13 protein-coding genes are annotated in these 21,376 nt (G+C 38.0%); 2 read left to right on the top strand and 11 right to left on the bottom strand.

The window, feature by feature from the left end:
• Positions 1-3: 3 nt before the first annotated feature.
• From QOX35_RS02795 to QOX35_RS02770, 6 genes are all read right to left on the bottom strand, one after another.
• Positions 4-1,779, bottom strand: coding sequence for an OstA-like protein (locus tag QOX35_RS02795; RefSeq protein ID WP_283685769.1), 1,776 nt, complete (start codon positions 1,777-1,779; stop codon positions 4-6).
• Between the two features lie 105 nt (positions 1,780-1,884).
• Positions 1,885-3,270 carry a peptidylprolyl isomerase gene (locus QOX35_RS02790; RefSeq protein WP_185146749.1) on the bottom strand — a complete coding sequence of 462 codons (1,386 nt, stop codon included), beginning with the start codon at positions 3,268-3,270 and terminating at the stop codon, positions 1,885-1,887.
• Positions 3,271-3,350: 80 nt separating this feature from the next.
• Entirely contained in the window at positions 3,351-4,169 is an 819-nt protein-coding gene (locus QOX35_RS02785; RefSeq protein ID WP_283685701.1) for a peptidylprolyl isomerase, read from the bottom strand.
• A gap of 44 nt (positions 4,170-4,213) precedes the next feature.
• The gene (locus tag QOX35_RS02780) at positions 4,214-6,235 is read right to left on the bottom strand and encodes a peptidylprolyl isomerase (RefSeq protein ID WP_283685700.1); all 2,022 of its coding nucleotides are present in this window, start codon (positions 6,233-6,235) and stop codon (positions 4,214-4,216) included.
• A gap of 223 nt (positions 6,236-6,458) precedes the next feature.
• Positions 6,459-7,934 (bottom strand): IMP dehydrogenase, encoded by a 1,476-nt coding sequence (guaB, locus tag QOX35_RS02775; protein WP_135106728.1) that lies wholly within the window; start codon positions 7,932-7,934, stop codon positions 6,459-6,461.
• A 204-nt stretch (positions 7,935-8,138) separates the two neighbouring features.
• Complete coding sequence (locus QOX35_RS02770) at positions 8,139-11,054, bottom strand: calcium-translocating P-type ATPase, PMCA-type (protein WP_283685698.1); 2,916 nt, start codon at positions 11,052-11,054, stop codon at positions 8,139-8,141.
• 403 nt (positions 11,055-11,457) lie between these two features.
• On the opposite strand from QOX35_RS02770, the gene QOX35_RS02765 reads away from it, so the two are divergent.
• Complete coding sequence (locus QOX35_RS02765) at positions 11,458-12,033, top strand: 5'-methylthioadenosine/S-adenosylhomocysteine nucleosidase family protein (protein ID WP_283685697.1); 576 nt, start codon at positions 11,458-11,460, stop codon at positions 12,031-12,033.
• 67 nt (positions 12,034-12,100) lie between these two features.
• Here QOX35_RS02765 and QOX35_RS02760 read toward each other — a convergent pair whose 3' ends face one another.
• Positions 12,101-12,256 carry a hypothetical protein gene (locus QOX35_RS02760; protein ID WP_006841474.1) on the bottom strand — a complete coding sequence of 52 codons (156 nt, stop codon included), beginning with the start codon at positions 12,254-12,256 and terminating at the stop codon, positions 12,101-12,103.
• A 155-nt stretch (positions 12,257-12,411) separates the two neighbouring features.
• Here QOX35_RS02760 and QOX35_RS02755 point away from each other — a divergent pair, with 155 nt between their 5' ends.
• On the top strand, positions 12,412-13,302 hold the full coding sequence (locus QOX35_RS02755; RefSeq protein ID WP_283685696.1) for a bile acid:sodium symporter family protein: 891 nt from the start codon (positions 12,412-12,414) through the stop codon (positions 13,300-13,302).
• 10 nt (positions 13,303-13,312) lie between these two features.
• Here QOX35_RS02755 and QOX35_RS02750 read toward each other — a convergent pair whose 3' ends face one another.
• The 4 genes from QOX35_RS02750 to QOX35_RS02735 form a co-directional block, all read right to left on the bottom strand.
• Positions 13,313-14,440, bottom strand: a complete 1,128-nt coding sequence (locus QOX35_RS02750) for an NUDIX hydrolase (protein WP_135106720.1) — start codon at positions 14,438-14,440, stop codon at positions 13,313-13,315.
• A gap of 212 nt (positions 14,441-14,652) precedes the next feature.
• Complete coding sequence (locus QOX35_RS02745; protein WP_283685695.1) at positions 14,653-15,126, bottom strand: GtrA family protein; 474 nt, start codon at positions 15,124-15,126, stop codon at positions 14,653-14,655.
• A 28-nt stretch (positions 15,127-15,154) separates the two neighbouring features.
• On the bottom strand, positions 15,155-16,924 hold the full coding sequence (locus QOX35_RS02740; protein WP_283685694.1) for an ArnT family glycosyltransferase: 1,770 nt from the start codon (positions 16,922-16,924) through the stop codon (positions 15,155-15,157).
• Between the two features lie 204 nt (positions 16,925-17,128).
• Positions 17,129-21,376 (bottom strand): acyl-CoA dehydratase activase, encoded by a 4,248-nt coding sequence (locus QOX35_RS02735; protein ID WP_283685693.1) that lies wholly within the window; start codon positions 21,374-21,376, stop codon positions 17,129-17,131.

The following is a 21,376-nucleotide window of genomic DNA, read 5'->3' as shown; positions in this document are numbered from 1 at the left end:
TGGTTATTCTTCCCGATTAAAAACAGATGTTTTACTCCGTTGAGGCTTCACATCTGATGCTTTACGAGAAACTTTCCTGAATATATCATCTTTATCTAAAGGTCGTAAATAATCGTACCAATAGAAGTCTGTTAAACGCAATTGTTCGGGAGTAATCAAGTCGAAAGGTGTTGTTTTCCCTACAGATTTTGGCCAGGTGACAAGCTTCTCGAATGCTCCGTCCTTCATGAATATCTGTAGATAACTGCTTTCAAGCCAATTGAGAATACCTGACAGTTCCTTATTTTTCTCTTCGGGATACGATATTGTCTCCACATTTCCTTCTGCCAATACTCTTTCCAGCTGTTTATTCTGGAAGAAAAGCTTCATAGAACGCGATTTCAATTGATTGTAATGTAGCGAGTCTTTTTGCTCTATCGAGAAACTATATCGTTTGACATGCATATGATCGATTGTGCTATCATTCATATAAATGTCTATCGTATCGCCATATAGTTGCCTGTTTGTATTCCACAGCACAGGGTCCTTATACATATGGAGTATAGAATCTCTTGAGTTGAACTGTAAAGAGTCACAAACCCCCTGCATGTCGGACCTATAAAAACGCACTCCGTAATATGCCTTTATCTCTCGGTAAGTAGTCACTTTAGGCTCTTCCTTTTTCGCGGGAGGTAATGCCGATGGCAAAGGTTCGAGCGAAGAAGATATATTTACCGGCTGAGTATGCAAGGAATCGGAATGAAGCTTACCTATAGAATCGCTATGTAAGGAATCCGCAGCGACTTTAGTATGCTTTTGTATCTTCTGATTGGTGGGTTTGATGCTATCTACTATTGCAATCAGCTTAAGAGTATCTGCATGGATATATAGTGTATCGCCTTGCGAATACTCGATACAGTAAGCCGAATCGGTAGCCAGCGCATAGTCTGTCAACTCATTATAGAAACCATAATGACCTCTTAGGATAACTTTTTTAGTAGTATCTTGCAAAAACATATTGCCAAATACCTCGCCATATCCTTTTGCCTTATGGTACGAGATGGAATCTCCTCTCAATATACGATTACCCTGCTTGTTTACAATCGTGGATTGATCCAACAAGAGAGACTCCTCGGTTGCAGTATTGTACCAGCCTTTGCTGGAATAAATAATGCCACTGTCGGAAACAATTTTGGTAGGAGTATAGATTGTTGCAATCTTAGTATCCGTATTATACTTGAGACGATCGGAGTATAGCTTAAACTTATTGTTCACAAGAATCACACTATCCTTGAAAGTTGCCAGCTTGAGTGCAGGCTCATATTGCCCCCAGTAGGACGTAAGTTCATTCAACGAATCGACAAGCATACCTCCATCAAAGTAATAACCGATATTCATCATACGGTCATAGTTTAAACTGTCGGTAAACAGTGTTCCGCTACCATGTTCGAGGCGTACATTCTCTCTGAACATTACAACTCTTGTATTTCCATCATAATGCATATAGTTGCCGTAGAGAAAAAGGGTATCACCCTGTTCCATCCGTACGTTACTAAATGCATTAAAAGAGTTCATCTTTTCGTCATAGTAGGCACTATCGCAATACAGATACGCCCCATCGTGAAAGAATATAACACTATCTTTCAATATCTTAACATCTGAACCCGCTCGGGTAAAGAGCTCCTTGCTAAATACAATGTCTATTACTTTCTGCTTTCCTTTTGCCTGTTGAGGTTTTTGCTGACTCTGAGGCTTTTGAGGCACCTGAAGGATATCCACATCCACATGTGGAGAAATCATCATTTGTGCGGATGCATAAATAGCAATCAGGCATAAAACACTGATTGCAGATATTCTATGCCTTTGAGTTATGTATGTAATAAATTTCTTAAACACTTGTTATATTTACTTGCTAGCCTGATCTTTTTTAATCCAGTCGGGATATTGGAAATCACAGTTTTCCCAATCCTTATCTATTCTTACATAAGTACTCTTTATTTTTGTTTGGAGCCACTTTTTCAGAACCTCTTCATGCTTTTTGTTTTCTACAATCGCTTTCAATGTCTGATAGTCGTCAGATACATTTGCAACATGTCCTTCGGTCTTGCTTTTCAACTTTATAATGGCAACAACTTCTTTACCGCTATTCTGCTTCATTGTGAACGCAGGCGATATATCTCCTACTTTCATATTGTTTACGATCTTACCTATTTCGGTCGGTAGCTCTTCCATTGTAAAGCGAGGAGTACCATAGTTTGTACTCTCTTTGTAGTTTACCATCAGCCCGTTATTCTTCCTTGTATTTTTATCGAAAGATAGGACTGTAGCATCTTCGAAAGTAAACTTGTTTGCTCTTATATCATTTGCAATAGAGTCCAGTCTGAATTTTGCTTTATTCATATCTTCTGTCGATACCTTCGGACGAAGTAGTATATGGCGGAAGTTAGCCCTATCACCTCTTCTTTCTATCAATTGAATAATATGGAAGCCGTATTCAGTCTCTACAATATTTGATACTTTTTTAGGATCAGACAAAGAAAATCCTACACTTGAGAACTCTGGCAATAACTCGGCACGTCCCATAAAGCCCAGTTCACCACCATTTGGAGCCGAACCCGGATCTTCGGAATACATAATTGCTAAAGTAGCGAAGTCGGCGGTTCCCGAGTTTATTCTGTTTGTATAATCTCTCAGTCGATCTTTTACCTGATCAATATCTTTTAATGGAATCACAGGTTCATTCGTAATAATCTGCACTTCAACCATTGTAGGGATATAAGGCAAACTATCTTTTGGTAGCTGAGCATAATATTTTCGAACTTCGGAAGGTGTCAGATTGGTCTTTTTACCCACCAAGCTCTTCTTTACTTCTGAAACCAGATATTCATTACGAATTTGTTCGCGCCACTCGTCCCTGAGCTGTGCCATAGTAGAGCCTAGGTATTCTTCGGCTTTCTCTTTTGAACCTAGATTAGCAATAACATTATTCTCGTATCTCGATAGCTGGCTGTTAACTGCTGATGCCGGCACTTCTATACTATCTATCTTTGCCTGATCGAGGAACAGCTTTTGAACAGCAAGTTGCTCCGGAATCAAACAATAAGGGTCTCCCTCGATGCGTTCTCCGCGGGACAACATCCCCAAGCGAACTTTTTCCACATCCGATTTCAGGATAGCTTCATCCCCTACTACCCATATTATTTCATCTATAACATTATTCTGAGCGTAGGATAAAATACCCGACCCCAATAGTATTATTAATAAAATTAATTTTCTTGCCTTTTGCATCATTTTTGTCTGTTTATTAAAAAGTGGCGTAAATATAGTGATAATGTATCACTTTTTCTTAACGTAAAAAAAGAAGTTATAGTCTACTTATTATAAAACTTAATTTCATTATCCGAAATGGCCTTATTATACAAGTCCTGTTGCACCTTATTGAGGTAATCACTTTTCCTTTGTTCTGTATAAATTTCCATCAATTGATTTTTTATATACTCATAAGGAGCCTCACTTCCCACAGTCCTGTACTCTTTCACATTCAAAAGATATACGAATGAAGAATCCCGGGCTTCTATATTCTTGTTGATTTTCAAGAAGTCTGCCCCGTTATCCACGGATAGTGGCATATTATCTATAATCTCGTTGAAGCTCACCCACCTATTGTAGAAATATTCGTATCCAACTGCATTCTTCAATGTATTCTTTTCTATATTTTCTACAGCTGCATCGGTCGGTTGTTTATACCACTTCAGAAAATTATTGAGCTCTTTTGAGTCAATCGGAACTTTCAGATACAGTCCCTTTATTATATTTTCTTTAAGCTTCAACTTATCTTTATTCTGTTCGTAAAAAGATTGCAATTCCGCATCGGATACGGATTTTGATAGATGCTCCGTCAACAATTGCTCTTGATATAAATTCGAAATAAGAGTTTTCCGATAGTTTTCTATCAATCGTTCTATCTCCTCTTTATTTACTATGTTTTTTTTCGCCTTGTCATACAGCAACTGATCATTTATCCACATTTTTATGTATGCATCTGCAGCAGCAGTACTATCTTGGGAAGACAGTGTGCGAGGAACCGTATTGTTGAGCTCATCCATATACAAGGTTTTATCCCCGACAGTGACTACAGGAACTTGGCTCAGATCAGGTGCATCAGTACTTCCTTTACTGCATGACAGCATAGATATCAAAATTGATGCAGATATTATAATAATATTATAGATTCTCATTTTATTGTATTCAATACAGAATTATTTATCTCCACTTTATATTTCTTGCGTAAATCAGCCTTCCATTGTTGTTCGAGCTGAGCTTGATAATCAGACTCAACAGCATGTCTCACATCATTATAGTCTATTGGTTTTGAAACAAAGTCACCCAAAACAATAAAGTACGGATAGCCCATTTTTGCTTTTACTTCTTTTCCCTCAAAGACCTTATTATCTACATACGGGTTTTCGCCCTTAGCCCATATTCCGGGTTCCATCAGCACCCTGAGAGAATCTTTATTCAGAACATGTCTTATTTTTTCAATAAGAACATCTCTGTTATTCACACTCTTGGACAATGATGTAGCAACAGTTAGTGCTTTTTCATCTTTTGCATAAACAATTAGCCCTCTATACTTTGTTCCGCCAAGGGAATATTTACTTTTATTTTTCTTGAAATATTCCGACAAACCTTTTTCGTCGGTAGCGGCACGCTCCCATATATTCTTATTCATTACGCCAAAAGATAAAAGACCATTTGAAATTTCATCTAATCGCTTCTTATATTCAGGTTCTCTATCTGGTAGAGATAAGTAATAATAATCAGTCAGGCAACGTGAATAATATGCATTAAAATATTCTTTCAACACATCTGTGGATAACGAATTATTGATAGCCTCAGTGTATACTACCGTTTCAGGAGCATCGGTAGGCTTATTATCCATCAAGTTTTGCCTCAATCGAATATATTCAACAAAGTTAGCAACAGTATACATCTTCTTATCTCCAAACGAAAATAAAATATCGTTATTATTATCAACATTTTTCAAAAAAGAAGAATCTTTAGGAGATATCTTATTTGCTATTTCATTCAGCCTGTCATAAGCCACACGATTGAAGTTAAAACCTAATTCTTGTGACATTCTTTTCCGTTTCTCAATAGTCATTTCTTCCGACTTGTCACTTTCAAGTATGCGAGCTTTCAGCGAGCTCTTCATATCAGCATAAGACGGAACCGGGATTTTTTTCAGCAGCCGGATAATATGAAATCCATATTCAGATTGTACTGGTTCGCTCACATCTCCTTCTTTCTTGAGATTAAAAGCTGCTTCTATAAATGTTGGAGATAGACGGGATTCCAAATTTAGAACTCCAAAATGGCACCCTTTTTCACCCATTTGCATTACACGAGTAAACTCATCACATAACGATTGATAATCTGAAGCTGTACGCATATTCCGATATTCTCTCCAAGCAACCTTCCCTACACTGTCTATTTGATTGAGGTCGGCAGGGATACGGGAAAAATTAAATAATACTTGCTCGATATCCACCGAACCTACAGCAGGGCGTTTATTTAAGACCTGTATAATATGATATCCATCCGAACATCTTATAGGCATACTGACCTCGTTAACAGGAAGAGAGTAAATCACCTCCTCTACTTTAGCATTAAACATAAAAGGAGCAGCCCAGCCGATATAGCCGTTTTGTCGATTATAATCCAAAACAGTAGAAGACGACAATACTTTATTATACCCTTCGGCAGCGAATCCATTTTTAGATAATCTGCGTTGCAGCTCTATCGCTTTTTGATATAGAACTACTGTATCGGCAGGATATATTATTTTTTCTTCGAATGGGACAAGTACGTGATTTATTTCCACGTTTTGCTGCATCCTATTATATATCTTCAACAAATAATCATTTTCGTAAATCGTATCTTGCATATATTTACGAGACATGCCTACTCTTGCCGCAGATAAATCTCTTATATAATTTCCGGTTGTATCAATTCGCTGAGCTTTAGCTTCTGCAATATTCAACCTAAAATCTATGTAAGATTGAACAAAGTCGGCAAGAGATTCTTTTTCACCATCAGGTCTTGAGGCATTACTTTCTCTGTAAGCTTTCTCCAATTCCGATTTCAATACAGGTTTTCCGTCAATCTGAATAGCGACAGGGTCTACCTGCTGTGCATGCAGATAGAAAGTAGCATGTAGTGTGATAAGAAAGAATATAAGTCGTCTTTTATTCATATATCAAGCTGATAAACTGTATAAAAAGCAAAGATACAAGAAATAAAGGCTCACAATGTTTTAAAATATTCTAAAATAAAGGAATACCAATAGTTTTTTTAATCTAAGCAAAGGTTAGTTAGCAGAAGTAATACCATCGAATAAGATGATAGAATATAAATAAATACGAATGGCTACCAATTGGTAGCCATTCGTATTATAATAAATTTTGTCGAATCAAATTTTATTCTCCTCTGCTGTAATTTGGAGCTTCACTTGTAATAGCAACATCGTGAGGATGGCTTTCTGCAACACCAGCATTCGTGATACGAGTAAACTTAGCATTGTGCAGCTCATCAATATTCTTTGCTCCGCAATATCCCATTCCGGCACGAAGACCACCGGTCATTTGGTAAACAACCTCAAACAACGATCCTTTGAAAGGAACGCGGGCAGCAATACCTTCCGGCACAAGCTTTTTAATATCAGCTTCCATATCTTGGAAATAACGGTCTTTTGAGCCTTTTTCCATTGCTTCCAAAGAACCCATACCACGATATGACTTAAACTTACGTCCATTGAAAATAATTGTTTCGCCCGGAGACTCTTCTACTCCGGCAAGCAACGACCCCATCATAACAGAGTAGCCTCCTGCAGCAAGAGCTTTCACAATATCTCCCGAATAGCGCAAACCTCCATCCGCAATCAACGGAACATTTGTCCCTTTCAGCGCTTTAGCAACATCATAGATAGCCGATAACTGAGGAACTCCGATACCTGCAACTACACGAGTAGTACAGATTGAACCCGGACCGATTCCCACCTTTACTGCATCTGCTCCGGCATCAACCAGATATTTTGCAGCATCGCCTGTTGCTATATTACCCACAACAATATCGATGTTGGAATAAGTAGCTTTTACTTTTTTCAACATTTCAACCACACCTCTTGAGTGTCCATGTGCAGTATCAATAACAATTGCATCCACTCCGGCCTGTACAAGAGCATCAACACGCTCTAAAGTATCATAGGTTACTCCTACACCGGCAGCAACACGCAAACGTCCGTTTTCGTCTTTGCAGGCAAATGGTTTATCTTTTGCCTTTGTAATATCTTTATATGTGATTAGTCCGATTAGTTTATTATCGGCATCAACTACAGGTAGTTTTTCTATCTTATGTTGTTGAAGAATATCTGCTGCCGCTTCAAGGTCTGTAGTCTGGCGTGTTGTAATGATATTTTCTTTTGTCATCACATCATCGATCAACTCATTCATATCACGTCTGAAGCGCAGGTCACGATTGGTCACAATACCAACCAAACGGTTGTTTGTGTCCACAACAGGAATCCCCCCGATTTTGTATTCAGCCATCATTGCCAAGGCATGACCAACTGTTTTGTCTCGAAGAATACTTACAGGATTTGAGATCATTCCGTTTTCTGCACGTTTAACAAATCGAACCTGCTGCGCTTGAGCTTCTATAGACATGTTTTTGTGTATAACGCCTATACCACCTTCACGAGCTATTGCGATAGCAAGCTTAGCCTCGGTAACAGTATCCATTGCAGCCGAAACGAACGGAATATTTAATTTGATATTGCGTGAGAAATTTGTCGACAAATCGACTTCGCGGGGGAGAACTTCTGAATAAGCGGGGATCAACAATACATCATCGAATGTCAATCCATCCATTACAACTTTATCTGCAATAAACGACATATATTAAAGAGCTTTTGAAATTTATTGCGCGCAAATATACATATTTTTGACGAATTATTAGCAACAAACTTTCAAAAAACAATACTTTTTTAACTTAAAAGGTTATTTCAATCTTAAAATAGGCTTATCTAACTTCCACATTAGATAAGCCTATTTAATATAACCTGAAAAGATTGTCAGGAAAATATATATTTATTTGTCAAATCATTTTTTTCTTATCAGTCTAATCAATTCGCCAATCCAGAGAACAACAGATGTGCCGCCTATAATAATGCCCCAATCTTGAATGGTTAGCGGCATAGTACGAAATACATCGCCGCCAAAAGTAACGATCAATATCTGTCCTACAAGAATAATTAAAGCTACCAACTCAAAGCCTGCGCTTTTATTTAATCCTGCAAAAGCGGATTTGCCTGTGGCATAAGCTTTGGCATTAAACATATTCCAGAATTGTAGTAGAACGAAGACTGTAAAGAAATACGACAAGAAGTAACGCTCTCTATCTCCTTCGGCAACATAGCTAAAGAATGAATTCAAGTGAACAGGATCTGAAAAATAATACATCATTCCGAGAAGTAATATAACAAACATTACGCCTGTAAAAAGAATATGTTTTGCAATGGAAGGCGTCACGATAAAATCACTGTTCTTCCTAGGCTTAGTTTTCATCACATTCGGGTCAGGTGGTAATGAAGCTAATGCTCCGGCCGCAAAAGTATCCATAATCAGGTTTACCCAAAGCATCTGCGTTACGGTTAACGGCAATTGTTGTCCAAACACAGAACCCAAAAACACGATCAAAAGTGCAGCCACGTTGATAGTCAACTGGAACAGCATAAAGCGCTGTATGTTTTTATAGAGCGAACGTCCCCACATCACAGCAGTAGCAATACTGCTGAACGAATCGTCAAGCAGGGTTATATCACTCGCCTCTTTGGCAACTGAAGTTCCCGAGCCCATAGACAAGCCTACATCAGCATAATTGAGAGCAGGAGCATCGTTTGTCCCGTCACCGGTAACAGCAACAATCTCCCCTTTCTGTTTCAGGAGATGCACAAGCCGTTGCTTATCTGTCGGACGAGCACGACACATTATCTTCAAGCCTTGCACTCTATTGAGCGCTTCCTCATCAGAAAGCTTTTCGAAGTCTACACCGCCAATAATATTCAGATCGGTATCCTCATCATCTTTCCAAATACCAATCTGACGTCCTATTTCTTTAGCCGTACCATAGGTGTCGCCTGTAACAATTTTTACGCCGACACCCGCACTCAAGCAATGTTGCACAGCCTCAGGAACATCAGAACGTACAGGATCGGAAATACCTGCTATTCCAAGAAATATTAATTCTCCTTTAATCAAATCTTCCACAGCCGCTTTTGCATCATCTACATACTGGTATGCAAAACCAAGTGTACGCATTGCCTGATTCTGATATTGCAATAGCTGACTATTAATTTTTTCTTTGTACTCATTTACAGGAACGAGACCTTCAGTAGTAATTACGTGCTTACATTTACTCAAAACTACTTCTGGTGCACCTTTTACATACAAAACTTTCTTTCTGAGTTTTGGAGAGTCTACAAAAGTTGCCATAAACTTACGTTCGGTAGAGAATGGCAATTGCTCTATGATAGCTTCTTTGTTACGAATATTACTATATAGTATTTTACTATTGTTGAGCCAAAGCAGCAAAGCTCCTTCGGTAGGATTTCCTAAAGCCGCCACTTTCTTAGGGTCTGAGAAATCTAAAAATGCAGTAGAGTTTACCGAAATATTTCCTATCACAAGACGGCTGATCTCGCTGTCGGTTAATCGTTGATCTTCCAATCCGTAGAAATTAGTGCTGGCAACCTGCATTTGGTTTTGAGTCAATGTTCCTGTCTTATCTGTACAGATAACAGTGGTAGCTCCCATTGTTTCCACAGCATGCATTTTGCGCACAAGATTATTCATCCTCAACATGCGGCGCATACTAAGCGCAAGACTAAGCGTAACACTCATCGGCAAACCTTCGGGAACAGCAACAACAACCAATGTAACCGCCACCATAAAGGCCTGTAAGATCTCTGTAGCCGTATCCAGATTTATCCACGAACTACTATTCAGCGGATCTACGCCAAAAATATATCCGATCGATGAAATGGCAACCGTCAACAATGCTCCTGTAAAAAGCCACCTCAACCATCCTCCTTCTTTCACAGACTTAGGAAGTTTAGAGTCTTTACCGAGCAATTCGAGACCTCCATATATAATAGGCAACCATACTTTTATCATGCCCACTGCTACCCCCAACATTGCACCGGCAAGCAAAGCAAGTTGTCTTTTTTGCATAGGTACAATAGGATCGAAAACAACATCCTTAAGAACAAGGACTAAAAATGTGAAAAGTGCTAATATAAGACCAACAACACCGATAAACTTAGCCAAAGAGTCTAACTGACGGTTCAATGGTGTTTCACCTTCAACTTTTTCGGTCGCCTTCACCGCCACTTTTCCAAATTCGGTATTATCTCCAATACGATGTACTTCAAAAACACCGTGCCCATTTATAACCTTCGTTCCTCGAAGCACCCAGTTTGAAGGATAAGTAACTCCTTCTTCAAAATGTTCGGGGTCTGTAGTTTTATCTATGCTCAGCTCTCCTGTAAGGCAGGACTCATCTATCTGCATTGATACAGCTTCGAGCAATTCGCCATCAGCCGGAACCTCATTGCCTATCTCAAGCAAAACGATATCACCAACTACAATATCTTTTTTTGCAACCTGCTTTACATTTCCGTTGCGCATCACCATAATCTGGTCTTCGTCATTCACCTGATTGAGGACGTCAAACTTTTTATTAGCATCCATTTCGAACCAAAAAGAGACGCCTGTTGCCAGAAGAATAGCACAAAAAATACCGATAGTCTCTATATACTCATTATGTATAATAGAAATCCCTAAGGACAAAAATGCAGCAATAAGCAAGATACGAATGATCGGATCTTCAAACTTTTTCAAAAAAAGTTTCCAAAGAGGTTCTTTTTTGGGGGGAGTGAGGATATTTGCACCATGCTTCTGCCTGCTTGCTTTTACTTCACTATCGGAGAGACCTATGTATTTTTTTCTACCTTCCATTATTTATTGGTTATTTATCTTTAACGTCTTTAAAACCTTATTGGTTATTCAAAACCGACAAAGTTACGTTCATTTAACATAAGATGGAATATCTGTCGGTTAAATTATTGTTACAAAATCATCTCCCCCATCATTCGATCATCATATAAACTGGGATTTAGAATCATATTTTTATTTACTTTACCTTATATTAGCACAAATGTGAATTTGATATTTTCTTATATTTACTCAACAAAGTAGAATGTTAATGTAGATGAAAAAAATTATCTTATATAAAAGGGGCTAATATGATTTGGAGAGAAAAGTTACAATCAAAGATGAACTAAACCTGTTACTTTTGTCACCTTTTTATATTTATCCAATTCTTTTATATTGCTTATATTTGTAAACAAGATTCAATAACATGATTAAAGAGCTATTAAATAAGAATCCTTTGTACGTTTTTGCACTAGAGAGTGAAGCCTCAGATAAGTTTGTAAATGAAAGTCCGCTTTTTATTGGTGTGGGAAAAGTAAATGCAGCGTATCATTTAACAAAACAGATAGCACAAAATAAACCAAGTATTATTATCAACCTCGGATCGGCAGGCAGCAACTTTTTTGAAAGAGGGGCAGTAATCTGCTGCACCCAGTTTATACAACGTGATATGAATGTAACGACACTCGGTTGTGAGTTATATGAAACGCCTTTTTCTAACACAAAACCGATTCTGAAGTATGGAATCCGAGTCCACGGCGTGCAAGAAGGCATCTGCGGAACCGGAGACAGTTTCGAGGTGAGCCACAATACATCAGATTACAATATCGTGGATATGGAAGCATATCCATTGGCATATATTGCGAAAAAAGAGGACATTCCATTCCTGTGTCTTAAATATATTTCGGATGGTGCTGACGACAATGCCGCCGAAGATTGGAATATTACAGTAAAAAAAGCCGCGGAGGCACTCAGACAAACAATAGACGAGCTAAAAAGATAGTAGTATTCAATCGTATAATAGCATTGGGGGGTTTCATTTTTTAAGTTAATAAGGTGGATGAAAAGAATCACTCTTTCTCATCATCAAACAAAAAATCATCGGAACATAGTTCTTCTATAGCAAGTGCGAGTTGCACATTTGAACTATCTTTCCTGTCAAGAGATTCGATTTCTTTCTTAGGAGCGTATTTCAAATTCTCCTTCTTGTTCTTGTCATCTTTCATATCCAATGTTCTTATTAGTGTATTTATCTAATTAGACGATTTAGATTTAAAAATATTTCAATTTACTTCTTTTTTTTCTTTTTTTATGATTTTACCTTTATTACGGCTTCAAAGGGAATATATTTGCTAATTTTACATCTTCAATAAGCCAAATCATGCTGAATAAGATTAAATCGTACATGATGCCTATAGCTATGCTTACCGGCATTCTGTTACACAAATATATGGGCGAACTTTCGTTCCTTACCCCTTACCTCATAGCATTAATGCTATTGATCACCTATTGCAATATTTCGTTTAAGGAGATACATTTTTCTCGACTGCATTTTTGGCTTATTGCGATACAGATATTGGGGAGTATTGGCGTTTACGTATTACTTCGCCCTTTAAATCCCATTGTCGCTCAAGGGGCAATGATTTGCGTTTTAGCACCCACAGCCACATCTGCGCCTGTAATAACAGGCATGCTTGGAGGGAATGTTCCTAGCCTGATGGCTTATAGCTTACTCTGCAACATAGTCATTGTTATTGTTGCACCCATCCTGTTTTCATATACGGGAGAAATAGAGTCTAGTTCATTTCTTCAATCATTCTGGATTGTATTTCAAAAAGTCTCAATATTATTATTTCTTCCTCTGCTTGGTGCATTCTTACTCAAGAAGTTGTTACCCAGAGTACATCATGAGATTCAGAAAGCAAAAGGATTGTCTTTCTATCTTTGGTCGATAGCGTTGGTTATTATTACAGGAAAAACCGTACAGTTTATAATCGACCAAGAAAGTCCCAATTTTATAATAGAACTGTCGGTCGCTTTATCGGCTTTGGCTATTTGCATCGCTCAATTTCTTGTAGGACGCCGTTTAGGCACTTATTACAACGACACGATAGCCGGAGGGCAGGGATTAGGGCAAAAAAATACCATCCTTGCTATCTGGATGGCTCAAACATATCTAAATCCTATATCATCTTTAGGACCCGGAGCTTATGTATTGTGGCAAAATGTGGTTAATTCTTATCAGGTATGGAGAAAGAGAAAAACCCTATAAAGAGAGTTTTTTATACTGATTGGCTCGCTTGATTCTCTGGAGATAGCAATACCATATTTTTAAGGTACTCAAATTCCAGTTCAAAACATTCACTAAAGATTTCATCGGCAAAACCCGCCTCTAATTGTTTTATAGTCCAGAACTTTCCATTCAATTTTCCGGTTCTCTTTATACTAAACTCATCGTCAACATTGGCTACAAACAAGAAATTCAAACGCTTTGTATCGTCATTCTCAAATACGTATTTGAGAACAAATTTCAAAGGAATATTTGTTTCTTCACCAAGCATTCGCCTTATACTGTTTCGTGCCGATAGGTTGATCTCATGATTAAAGAGCATATATTTTTCGAACGGATAATCCAGTTTCGAAGGGTTCAGCAAATCATTCTTGGGACGTTCCTGTAAATATATTTTCGATCCTGAAATGAGAGCTACCCGAACAACAGGATGCATAAATCGGTTCTTCATATTCAAGGATACGCTCTTGGCTATTTTACCTGTCACCTCCCCTTTCTCTGTAACGATAGGAATCCAATCTTCTTGTTTAAGTTTAGAGACCAAATTTCCAACTTTCACCGTTTGATATATACCTATCAGAGAGATAATAAAGACCGGCGTAGCAACGAATATAACGATATCCGATGAGCGCAAAAAGTTATAATTAAAAGAGAACTGTCGATATAATAATATGGCAAAAATATGCAAAGTCAGGCCATACTGAACGAGTGTTGCACAACCATAAAACTCGCTCATGAGTGCCTTCTGAAGATGGTTTCTATGTCGAAAAAATCGTGTAGCAATATATGTCTTGCTTACTCTTAAAAGCATGAAGAGACATATTATTACAATTTCGCATATCACCAGATAGGTATTTAATTGCCAACTATATTTATGAGTTAGCAACCAGATAAACAAGGTAATAAAAATAGCTATTGCTGAAATATAGAACGTAATACTAAAGCCTCGGGTTTTGCAACACAGACGGACAAGAAACTCCCCAACTATAGCTGAGAAAAGACTGATAATTAGCGCTAATCCCTCTTCCACATTTGCTATATGAAGTATTACATATAAGAGAAATGGTAAAAGCCCGATTACCGGGTTGGAGACATATTTTTTTATACCTTTGTTAAGCATTCCACATTAAAAATTCAAAAAAAATCTAGCTGAAATAAACAATAAACACTACTGAATATCCCTTCTTACCGGTAGTTCATTGTAAAATTTTAGAATACAAAATAAGTAAGGTTATCCTTATTCCTAATAGAACAATTAATATGGAATTTTGTTTTTAGTTGCTCGTGTAATTATTGCATTTATAATGTTAAAATATTACGTCTTACCTAGCCTCACTTTTGCTTGAAAGTAAAAAACTTATTAATTATAAATTGAATAGCAGCCACAATACATATAGCAAATGCTTTTGCCAACATATCATCCATCTTCATGACCCCAATAAACAATGTAAGCAACATGGAGCTTATAACCATGCCTACGACAGCTATACCGGCAAAAGAAGTGAAGCGCTTCAGCTTGTTATCAGTTACCTTAAATGTAAAATAGCTGTTCAGTATAAAATTATTAATCACAGCCAGAGTGGAACTTATAATATTGGAAATAAGAATATCAAGCATCCCAACAGACATCTTTCCAGCTAAAAGAGTACTTATATGATTTGAAAAGGGGTAATGCACAGAATATTTAGTAACCAGTAAGTAGTAAACACCCATATCAATAACAAGTCCCACCACACCAACGAGACCATATTTTATCAATTGTTTTATCGAATCACTTTTAATCAGGTTACTAATTTGTTGCTTCATGTGTCTCTAGTCGTTTGCTAAGGCTGAGTTAATTCCTCGATTTTATTCTATAAAATAACATCGAGGTTCTGTATTCGTTTAACTTATCGCTTTTTTCTAAAAGTTCAAACTCGTATTTATTTCCATATTCTTGACGAATACTATCTGAATATTTCTCTAAGGTTACAAAATAACCTTCTTTTGGGGATTCTAAATCTATGTTCTTAAAGTTATTGTGTAGATAAAAATTTAACGCATAGAGATTGAAATACTTTTTCAGATTATTCGTAACGTATATCTCTCCATCGGGCTTATATTTTTCAGAAATCATTTCAGCAAATGGGCGAGCCGAATAAGTATCTTTAAAGTTAGACAGCAAATAAGAATCCATGAAAACATTGATGGAGAACATGATTCCAAAACCTGCCATCAATATCTTTATATTGATTTTTTTGCGTAACAAATAAATGCTATTAATAGTAGCACATAGCAAAATCGAAATTCCAAATAAGCCTAACCAACCTGGGGACTTGAACATGTCCGAGAAGATTTTGATATCCTGAAGGGTTCTCTCTCTCTTAGCAAAATGTCCTGCAATAGATTCTATATCAATAATTCGTGTATATGCGAGTCCTATTATCAGAAGAGCAATAATTGAAATTCCTAACAAAATAGAAGTTGAAATACGAACCGCTTTCGGTTTTGCATCAACAAGATAGATAAAAAAGCGAGCGATAAATATTGCAATAAATGGATACACGGGCATTATATATACGCTCCTTTTCGACACAGGAATAGAGTAGAACAGTAGCGAAACAACAATAACTATAAGGCTATACAAAAGCGCTTTGTCCGTAGTCATTATTTTACCGACAATATTATTTATGATTTGTTTTACCGAGCCACTCATTCTTTTATATTTCAAGAAGAAAAGAGATATCACAAGCAAAATAGTCCAAGGTAAAAAGCCTGAAACCAGATATACGATGTAAATCCAAAACGGCCCGTCATGCCCCAGCTCATAGCTTGCATCCATATCAGCAGCCTTCAGATGAAGAAATCTGCCAAAATTCTCATAGAACACACGGTCGAAGAATGCCTCTCCTTTTACCTTATAAGCAGCATAATACCAAATCAAAGGTATGATAAACGCAGGAAGTGCAATCAAAATGCATTTTACTGTTGCTTTAAAGAAGTTTTCTTTTTGGAACAACAAAAACACGCCGAATATCATGCATGGCAGTAAGACCCCTATAGGCCCTTTGGTGAGGGTAGCCATACTAAGAAGCAGCCAGATGGAAATAAGCTGATACGCCCGCCGCTTTTGATACCAAGCATACATTTGAATAATCGCTGCCACGAGGAGAAATGTAAGTACCATATCTACCCGAGTAGTCATGGCAGCCCTGTGTATTTCGAAGCAGGTAATCAGGATAAGACACGAAACAAAAGCCTCTATAACAGGTCTGCGACGAGCAAAAAACATAAAGCAGACCCCAATCATAGCAATAAATGCAATTGTAGATGGCAGACGCGATGTAAAAGGAGTAACTTCGCCATGCGTCAGAGCTAAAGAAAATCCGGCTATAAGCCAATGATTAAATGGCGGTTTATATGCAAATTCATCTGCATAACTGGAAGGAATAACCCACTCTCCTTTCTCGATCATCGATACGGCCAATGCAGCCTCACGAGGCTCGCCCTTGGTATAAAAATCTCCTAATCCTATCCAAGGAAGAGTAGATAAGGTCGCTATAAGAAGAATCAGGAAGAGAGGTTTTTGCAAGTATAATGTTTGCAGAAAATGGGATTTCTTCATAGATAGTTATGACTGAATATTTCTGCAAATATAAGTTTTTATTTTTTTAATTATAGGTACTTGCTACAGTTATAATTTTGATATTGGACAAAATAGCATACTAAAATATTGTTTCTGAATAAAGAAAAATTTTAAGGTCTAGAACTATTTTCTCCGTTCAGAAACAACATATATGAATTTACGAGGCTGTGAGACAACTGGTCATCATATCATAAAATGCAGGCGATTTTGCAAGTTCACCTCTGCAATACCTCCATCGATATCCAGATACAAAATATTCATATTCGGATATATTTCCTTTATCCGCTTTTCTACCCCCTTGGCTACAATATGATTTGCAATACACCCGAACGGTTGCAGACAAACAACTTTGTTTACACCCTTACGAGCATAATGAGCAATTTCTCCGGGGATAAGCCAACCTTCCCCAAACTGATTGGAGAGGTCTAAAACTTCTGAAGCTGCTTCCGCTTTCGCATAGATAGATTCTGAGGGCTCGTAAAATTTAAACTTGCTCAATATCTTCTCCGATCTTTTCACCTTACTATTTATATACCACCAAATAAGGGGTTTTAGAGTCTTCGAAAAAATTGTTTCTTCACTAAGTCCATTTTCTACATTCACCTTACTGTTGACAAAAAATTGCATAAGGAAATCTAACAATGGAGGAGTAGAAACTTCTACATTACGAGACCGTAACCATTCGGATATATTTGACTGTGCATAATTGTTGTACTTCACAAATATTTCTCCAATAAGCCCCACTTTAGAATATTCTTTATCGTAGATAGGCACATTATTAAAATCCTCAACAGCCTCTTTCAGTAATCTATACAATGTTTTCGCATCCTTTGCCCGAACAGCATCAATACCTCGTTCTATATAGAAATCAAATATCTGTTGCGACACTCCCTCCTTTTTTTCACGCACAGAAATAGCACTATGCATCTGTTGCAAGCCATCGCCATACAATACAATTGGAACTGCGATCTTTGCTATTTTTTTCCATTCCAATGTAAATTCACTCTCGTCATTCTGATACGTTTCTCCCGAACTGAGTGCTATTACAGGAATATCATTAAAGCCTGCATTTTGCAATCCGTTCTTGATCTGTGCTATATAGTTTGTAGCACGGCATTGACCTCCTGTCTGTGTAATGGCAAGCACAATATCTTTCGCATCATGGTTCCCCGACTGGAGTGCATTGATAATATCTCCCAGAATGAGGGTAGACGGATAGCACACTTCATTGTTTCCATACATCAAACCAAGATCAGCAGATACTTTGTTCGATTTAGGAAGATTCTCTACCTTCAGCCCAAGAATTTCACCCAATGCCGGGGCAAATGGCGAAATAAAATCACAAAGCCAAGGAATAAGAACCGTTTTATTTTTGTCTTTCTCTTTTTTATATGGGGCGGAATAACCTTTATATGAATCGCTTGCTACCAAATCATAAGACTTTACAGCTTTGAGTGACTCTACCAATGAGCGCAAACGCAAACGAATAGAGCCCGGACTGGCTATCTCATCGATACGAAGAACGGTTATATTTTTGCCGGCAGCCTTCAATATATCACGCGTCTCGTCCATAAAGAAGGAGTCGGGACCACAACCAAATGAGTTGAGCTGTACCAATTGTATATTTTGCGGCAACTTGGCTACCTCCATCGCTGCCTGTACAACACGGTTGGGGTAAGACCATTGCGAAATAATATTCAACTTACTAAAGCCCTGACTTTCGGGTTTACGAAATACATCATCGGTGAGTACTATAACCCCGAGGTCTGAAAATATCTGACCTACCTTCTGATGAATCAATGGGTCTGTATGATACGGACGACCTGCAACGATGAATGTCAACACTCCCGTCTCTAAGGCTTTATCCAACAACTCTTTCTGATAACCATAAAGTTCTTGTTTTAAACTATCCTTTACAACTAAAGCTTGTTGAAATGCCTTATCAAAAACATCTTTAGATACTCCCAAGCCCGACAGATAGTTATAACAACCTTTGGCCAAAGCCTTATCACTGCTGAATGTTATCACCGGCTCATCATAAGGGATGCCATGTCTGCCTGATGGATCTATCGAACTTTGTATAACGTCAGGATATCCACTAACCACAGGACAATTGAAAGAGTTAGACGATTGCCCAAATTCTTTTTCTTCTTTAGGTACAATCGGATAAAAAATCCTATCCACTTTTTGCTCTATAAGAGCAAGTATATGTCCGTGTACAAGCTTGGCAGGAAAACAAATATTATCAGACATCACCCCTCCCACTCCTTTTTGATATAAGGGGAAAGTAGATTCGGGAGATAATCTCACATTAAATCCGCATGCTGTAAATAAAGTATGCCAGAATGGATAATTATCGAACATATTCAGCACACGGGGGATGCCTATCGTTTTTCCTTTTTCTATATTATCAGCTTTTACAGGACGATTGAAAAGAATTTCATTTTTCCTGTCAAAAGCATTATAGCCTTCCTTACGGTCATTATTTTTATTATAGAAAACTTTCTCACATTTATTTCCGGCATAGCTGATATTCCCGTTGTTAAACTTGAATCGTAATACCGAGCATAGGTTTGTACAACCTTTACAGGTCAACTCCTTAGAGTTAATTGTAGACAGATCAAATAATGCCTCTTCTCCTGAAAAAGTTGTTACGTTTTGGTTTTTCTCCCATAATCGTTGAGAATATAATGCGGCTCCCAAAGCTCCCATCAATTCGGGATGATCGGTAGAACTTACAGTCTTACCCGACAACATTTCTAATGCACGATAAACCGCATCGTTTCTGAATGTACCACCTTGTACAACGATATGGTCTCCAAGCTGCTTCAGGTTAGATATTTTGAGAACCTTAAACAAACAGTTCTTAACCACAGAGTAAGCTAAACCAGCAGCAATATCATCATTTCCGGCATTCTCCCTTAAAGACTGCTTTACCTTTGAGTTCATAAACACCGTACAACGAGAACCCAAATCACTTGGATACTTAGCCAAACAAGCAGCACGAGCAAAATCAGAAAGTTCCATGCTCATTGTAGATGCAAAGTTTTGCAAGAAAGAACCACAACCCGCAGAACAGGCTTCATTCAGCTCTATATTCGAAATCAATCCATTATTGATAAAGATTGACTTAATATCTTGTCCTCCTATGTCGAGCACAAACGATACATCGGGATCGACATATTGCGCTCCTGACAAGTGCGCTATAGTCTCTACAATTCCGTAATCGAGTCCGAGAGCAGACTTCATCAAATCCTCTCCGTAGCCTGTAGCGGCTGACGAAAGGAATTTCACAGTTACACCTTTCTCTTGAGCTTCTTTATAGAATAAGGATAACCCCTCCATCACTTTTCTCAGAGGATTTCCTTCGTTATTACCGTAAAACTTATATATGATATCGGCATCTGTATCCATCACTACTACTTTGGATGTAGTAGATCCGGAATCTATACCCAAAAAACATTCTACATACTTTTCCTCACCCAGAGGTTTAAACTTAAGGGCTTTTACATTGCGGTTCGCATCCCACTCGATATATTCAAGTTCGTCTTTGAACAGTGGTTCGAGTGCATCACTATGATTTGACGACGTAGATTCCGAAAGTTTATCCACCAGTTCGTGCAAATCAAACGTTTTTGCATCAGCCTCGTGGTAAAGAGCAGAACCCCATGCAGGGAAGTACTCCCCATTCTCGGGAACAATTATATCTTCACTCTGTATTTTAAGAACCTCGCTAAAAGCATTTCGCAACGCAGGAATAAAAGTCAACGGTCCCCCGATACAGATTATCTTAGGAATAATCTCGCATCCACGCGCAAGGGTAGTAACCGATTGTAAGGCAACAGCATGAAGTATAGAAGCGGAGATATCCGAAACAGGGATATTCCGGCTAATAAGATTCTGCACGTCGGTCTTAGCAAACACACCACAACGCGAAGCTATCGGATATATTTTGTCAAAATCCAGCGCCTTTACCCCTAGCTCTTCGATGGTAATATTCATCAGACTTGCCATCTGATCTATAAAAGCACCTGTCCCTCCGGCACAACTCCCATTCATCCGTATATCAGGGTGACGACCCTCGCTGAAGAATACCATTTTAGCATCTTCTCCTCCCAAGTCGATTAATGTATGAGCAGCAGGGTAAACATTCTTTACCACCTCCACGGCAGCAACAACTTCCTGTACAAATGAAATACCGACACGTTCGCCAATACCCATTCCCGCTGATCCTGATATATTTATTGTAAACTTTGCTTGGGGATATACTTCAATCACCTTTTGCAGTTCGGCTATCAGAGTCTGCTGTATATTCGCCTGATGCCTACAGTATGATTTGTAAATAATTGTATTATTATCATCCAAAACTACAATTTTGACGGTTGTTGACCCAACATCAATTCCCATTTTATATTGTTGTTCCTTATTCAT

The organism is Dysgonomonas sp. Marseille-Q5470, from assembly GCF_951230145.1.
Classification (GTDB): Bacteria; Bacteroidota; Bacteroidia; order Bacteroidales; family Dysgonomonadaceae; genus Dysgonomonas.
This window is presented reverse-complemented; position numbering and strand designations above follow the sequence as displayed.

Coding starts and splice junctions, on each gene's coding strand:
- QOX35_RS02795 (WP_283685769.1), bottom strand. CDS start 1,779: ATGATTTCTCCACATGTGGATGTGGATATCCTTCAGGTGCCTCAAAAG.
- QOX35_RS02790 (WP_185146749.1), bottom strand. CDS start 3,270: ATGATGCAAAAGGCAAGAAAATTAATTTTATTAATAATACTATTGGGG.
- QOX35_RS02785 (WP_283685701.1), bottom strand. CDS start 4,169: ATGCTGTCATGCAGTAAAGGAAGTACTGATGCACCTGATCTGAGCCAA.
- QOX35_RS02780 (WP_283685700.1), bottom strand. CDS start 6,235: ATGAATAAAAGACGACTTATATTCTTTCTTATCACACTACATGCTACT.
- guaB (WP_135106728.1), bottom strand. CDS start 7,934: ATGTCGTTTATTGCAGATAAAGTTGTAATGGATGGATTGACATTCGAT.
- QOX35_RS02770 (WP_283685698.1), bottom strand. CDS start 11,054: ATGGAAGGTAGAAAAAAATACATAGGTCTCTCCGATAGTGAAGTAAAA.
- QOX35_RS02765 (WP_283685697.1), top strand. CDS start 11,458: ATGATTAAAGAGCTATTAAATAAGAATCCTTTGTACGTTTTTGCACTA.
- QOX35_RS02760 (WP_006841474.1), bottom strand. CDS start 12,256: ATGAAAGATGACAAGAACAAGAAGGAGAATTTGAAATACGCTCCTAAG.
- QOX35_RS02755 (WP_283685696.1), top strand. CDS start 12,412: ATGCTGAATAAGATTAAATCGTACATGATGCCTATAGCTATGCTTACC.
- QOX35_RS02750 (WP_135106720.1), bottom strand. CDS start 14,440: ATGCTTAACAAAGGTATAAAAAAATATGTCTCCAACCCGGTAATCGGG.
- QOX35_RS02745 (WP_283685695.1), bottom strand. CDS start 15,126: ATGAAGCAACAAATTAGTAACCTGATTAAAAGTGATTCGATAAAACAA.
- QOX35_RS02740 (WP_283685694.1), bottom strand. CDS start 16,924: ATGAAGAAATCCCATTTTCTGCAAACATTATACTTGCAAAAACCTCTC.
- QOX35_RS02735 (WP_283685693.1), bottom strand. CDS start 21,376: ATGAATAAGGAACAACAATATAAAATGGGAATTGATGTTGGGTCAACA.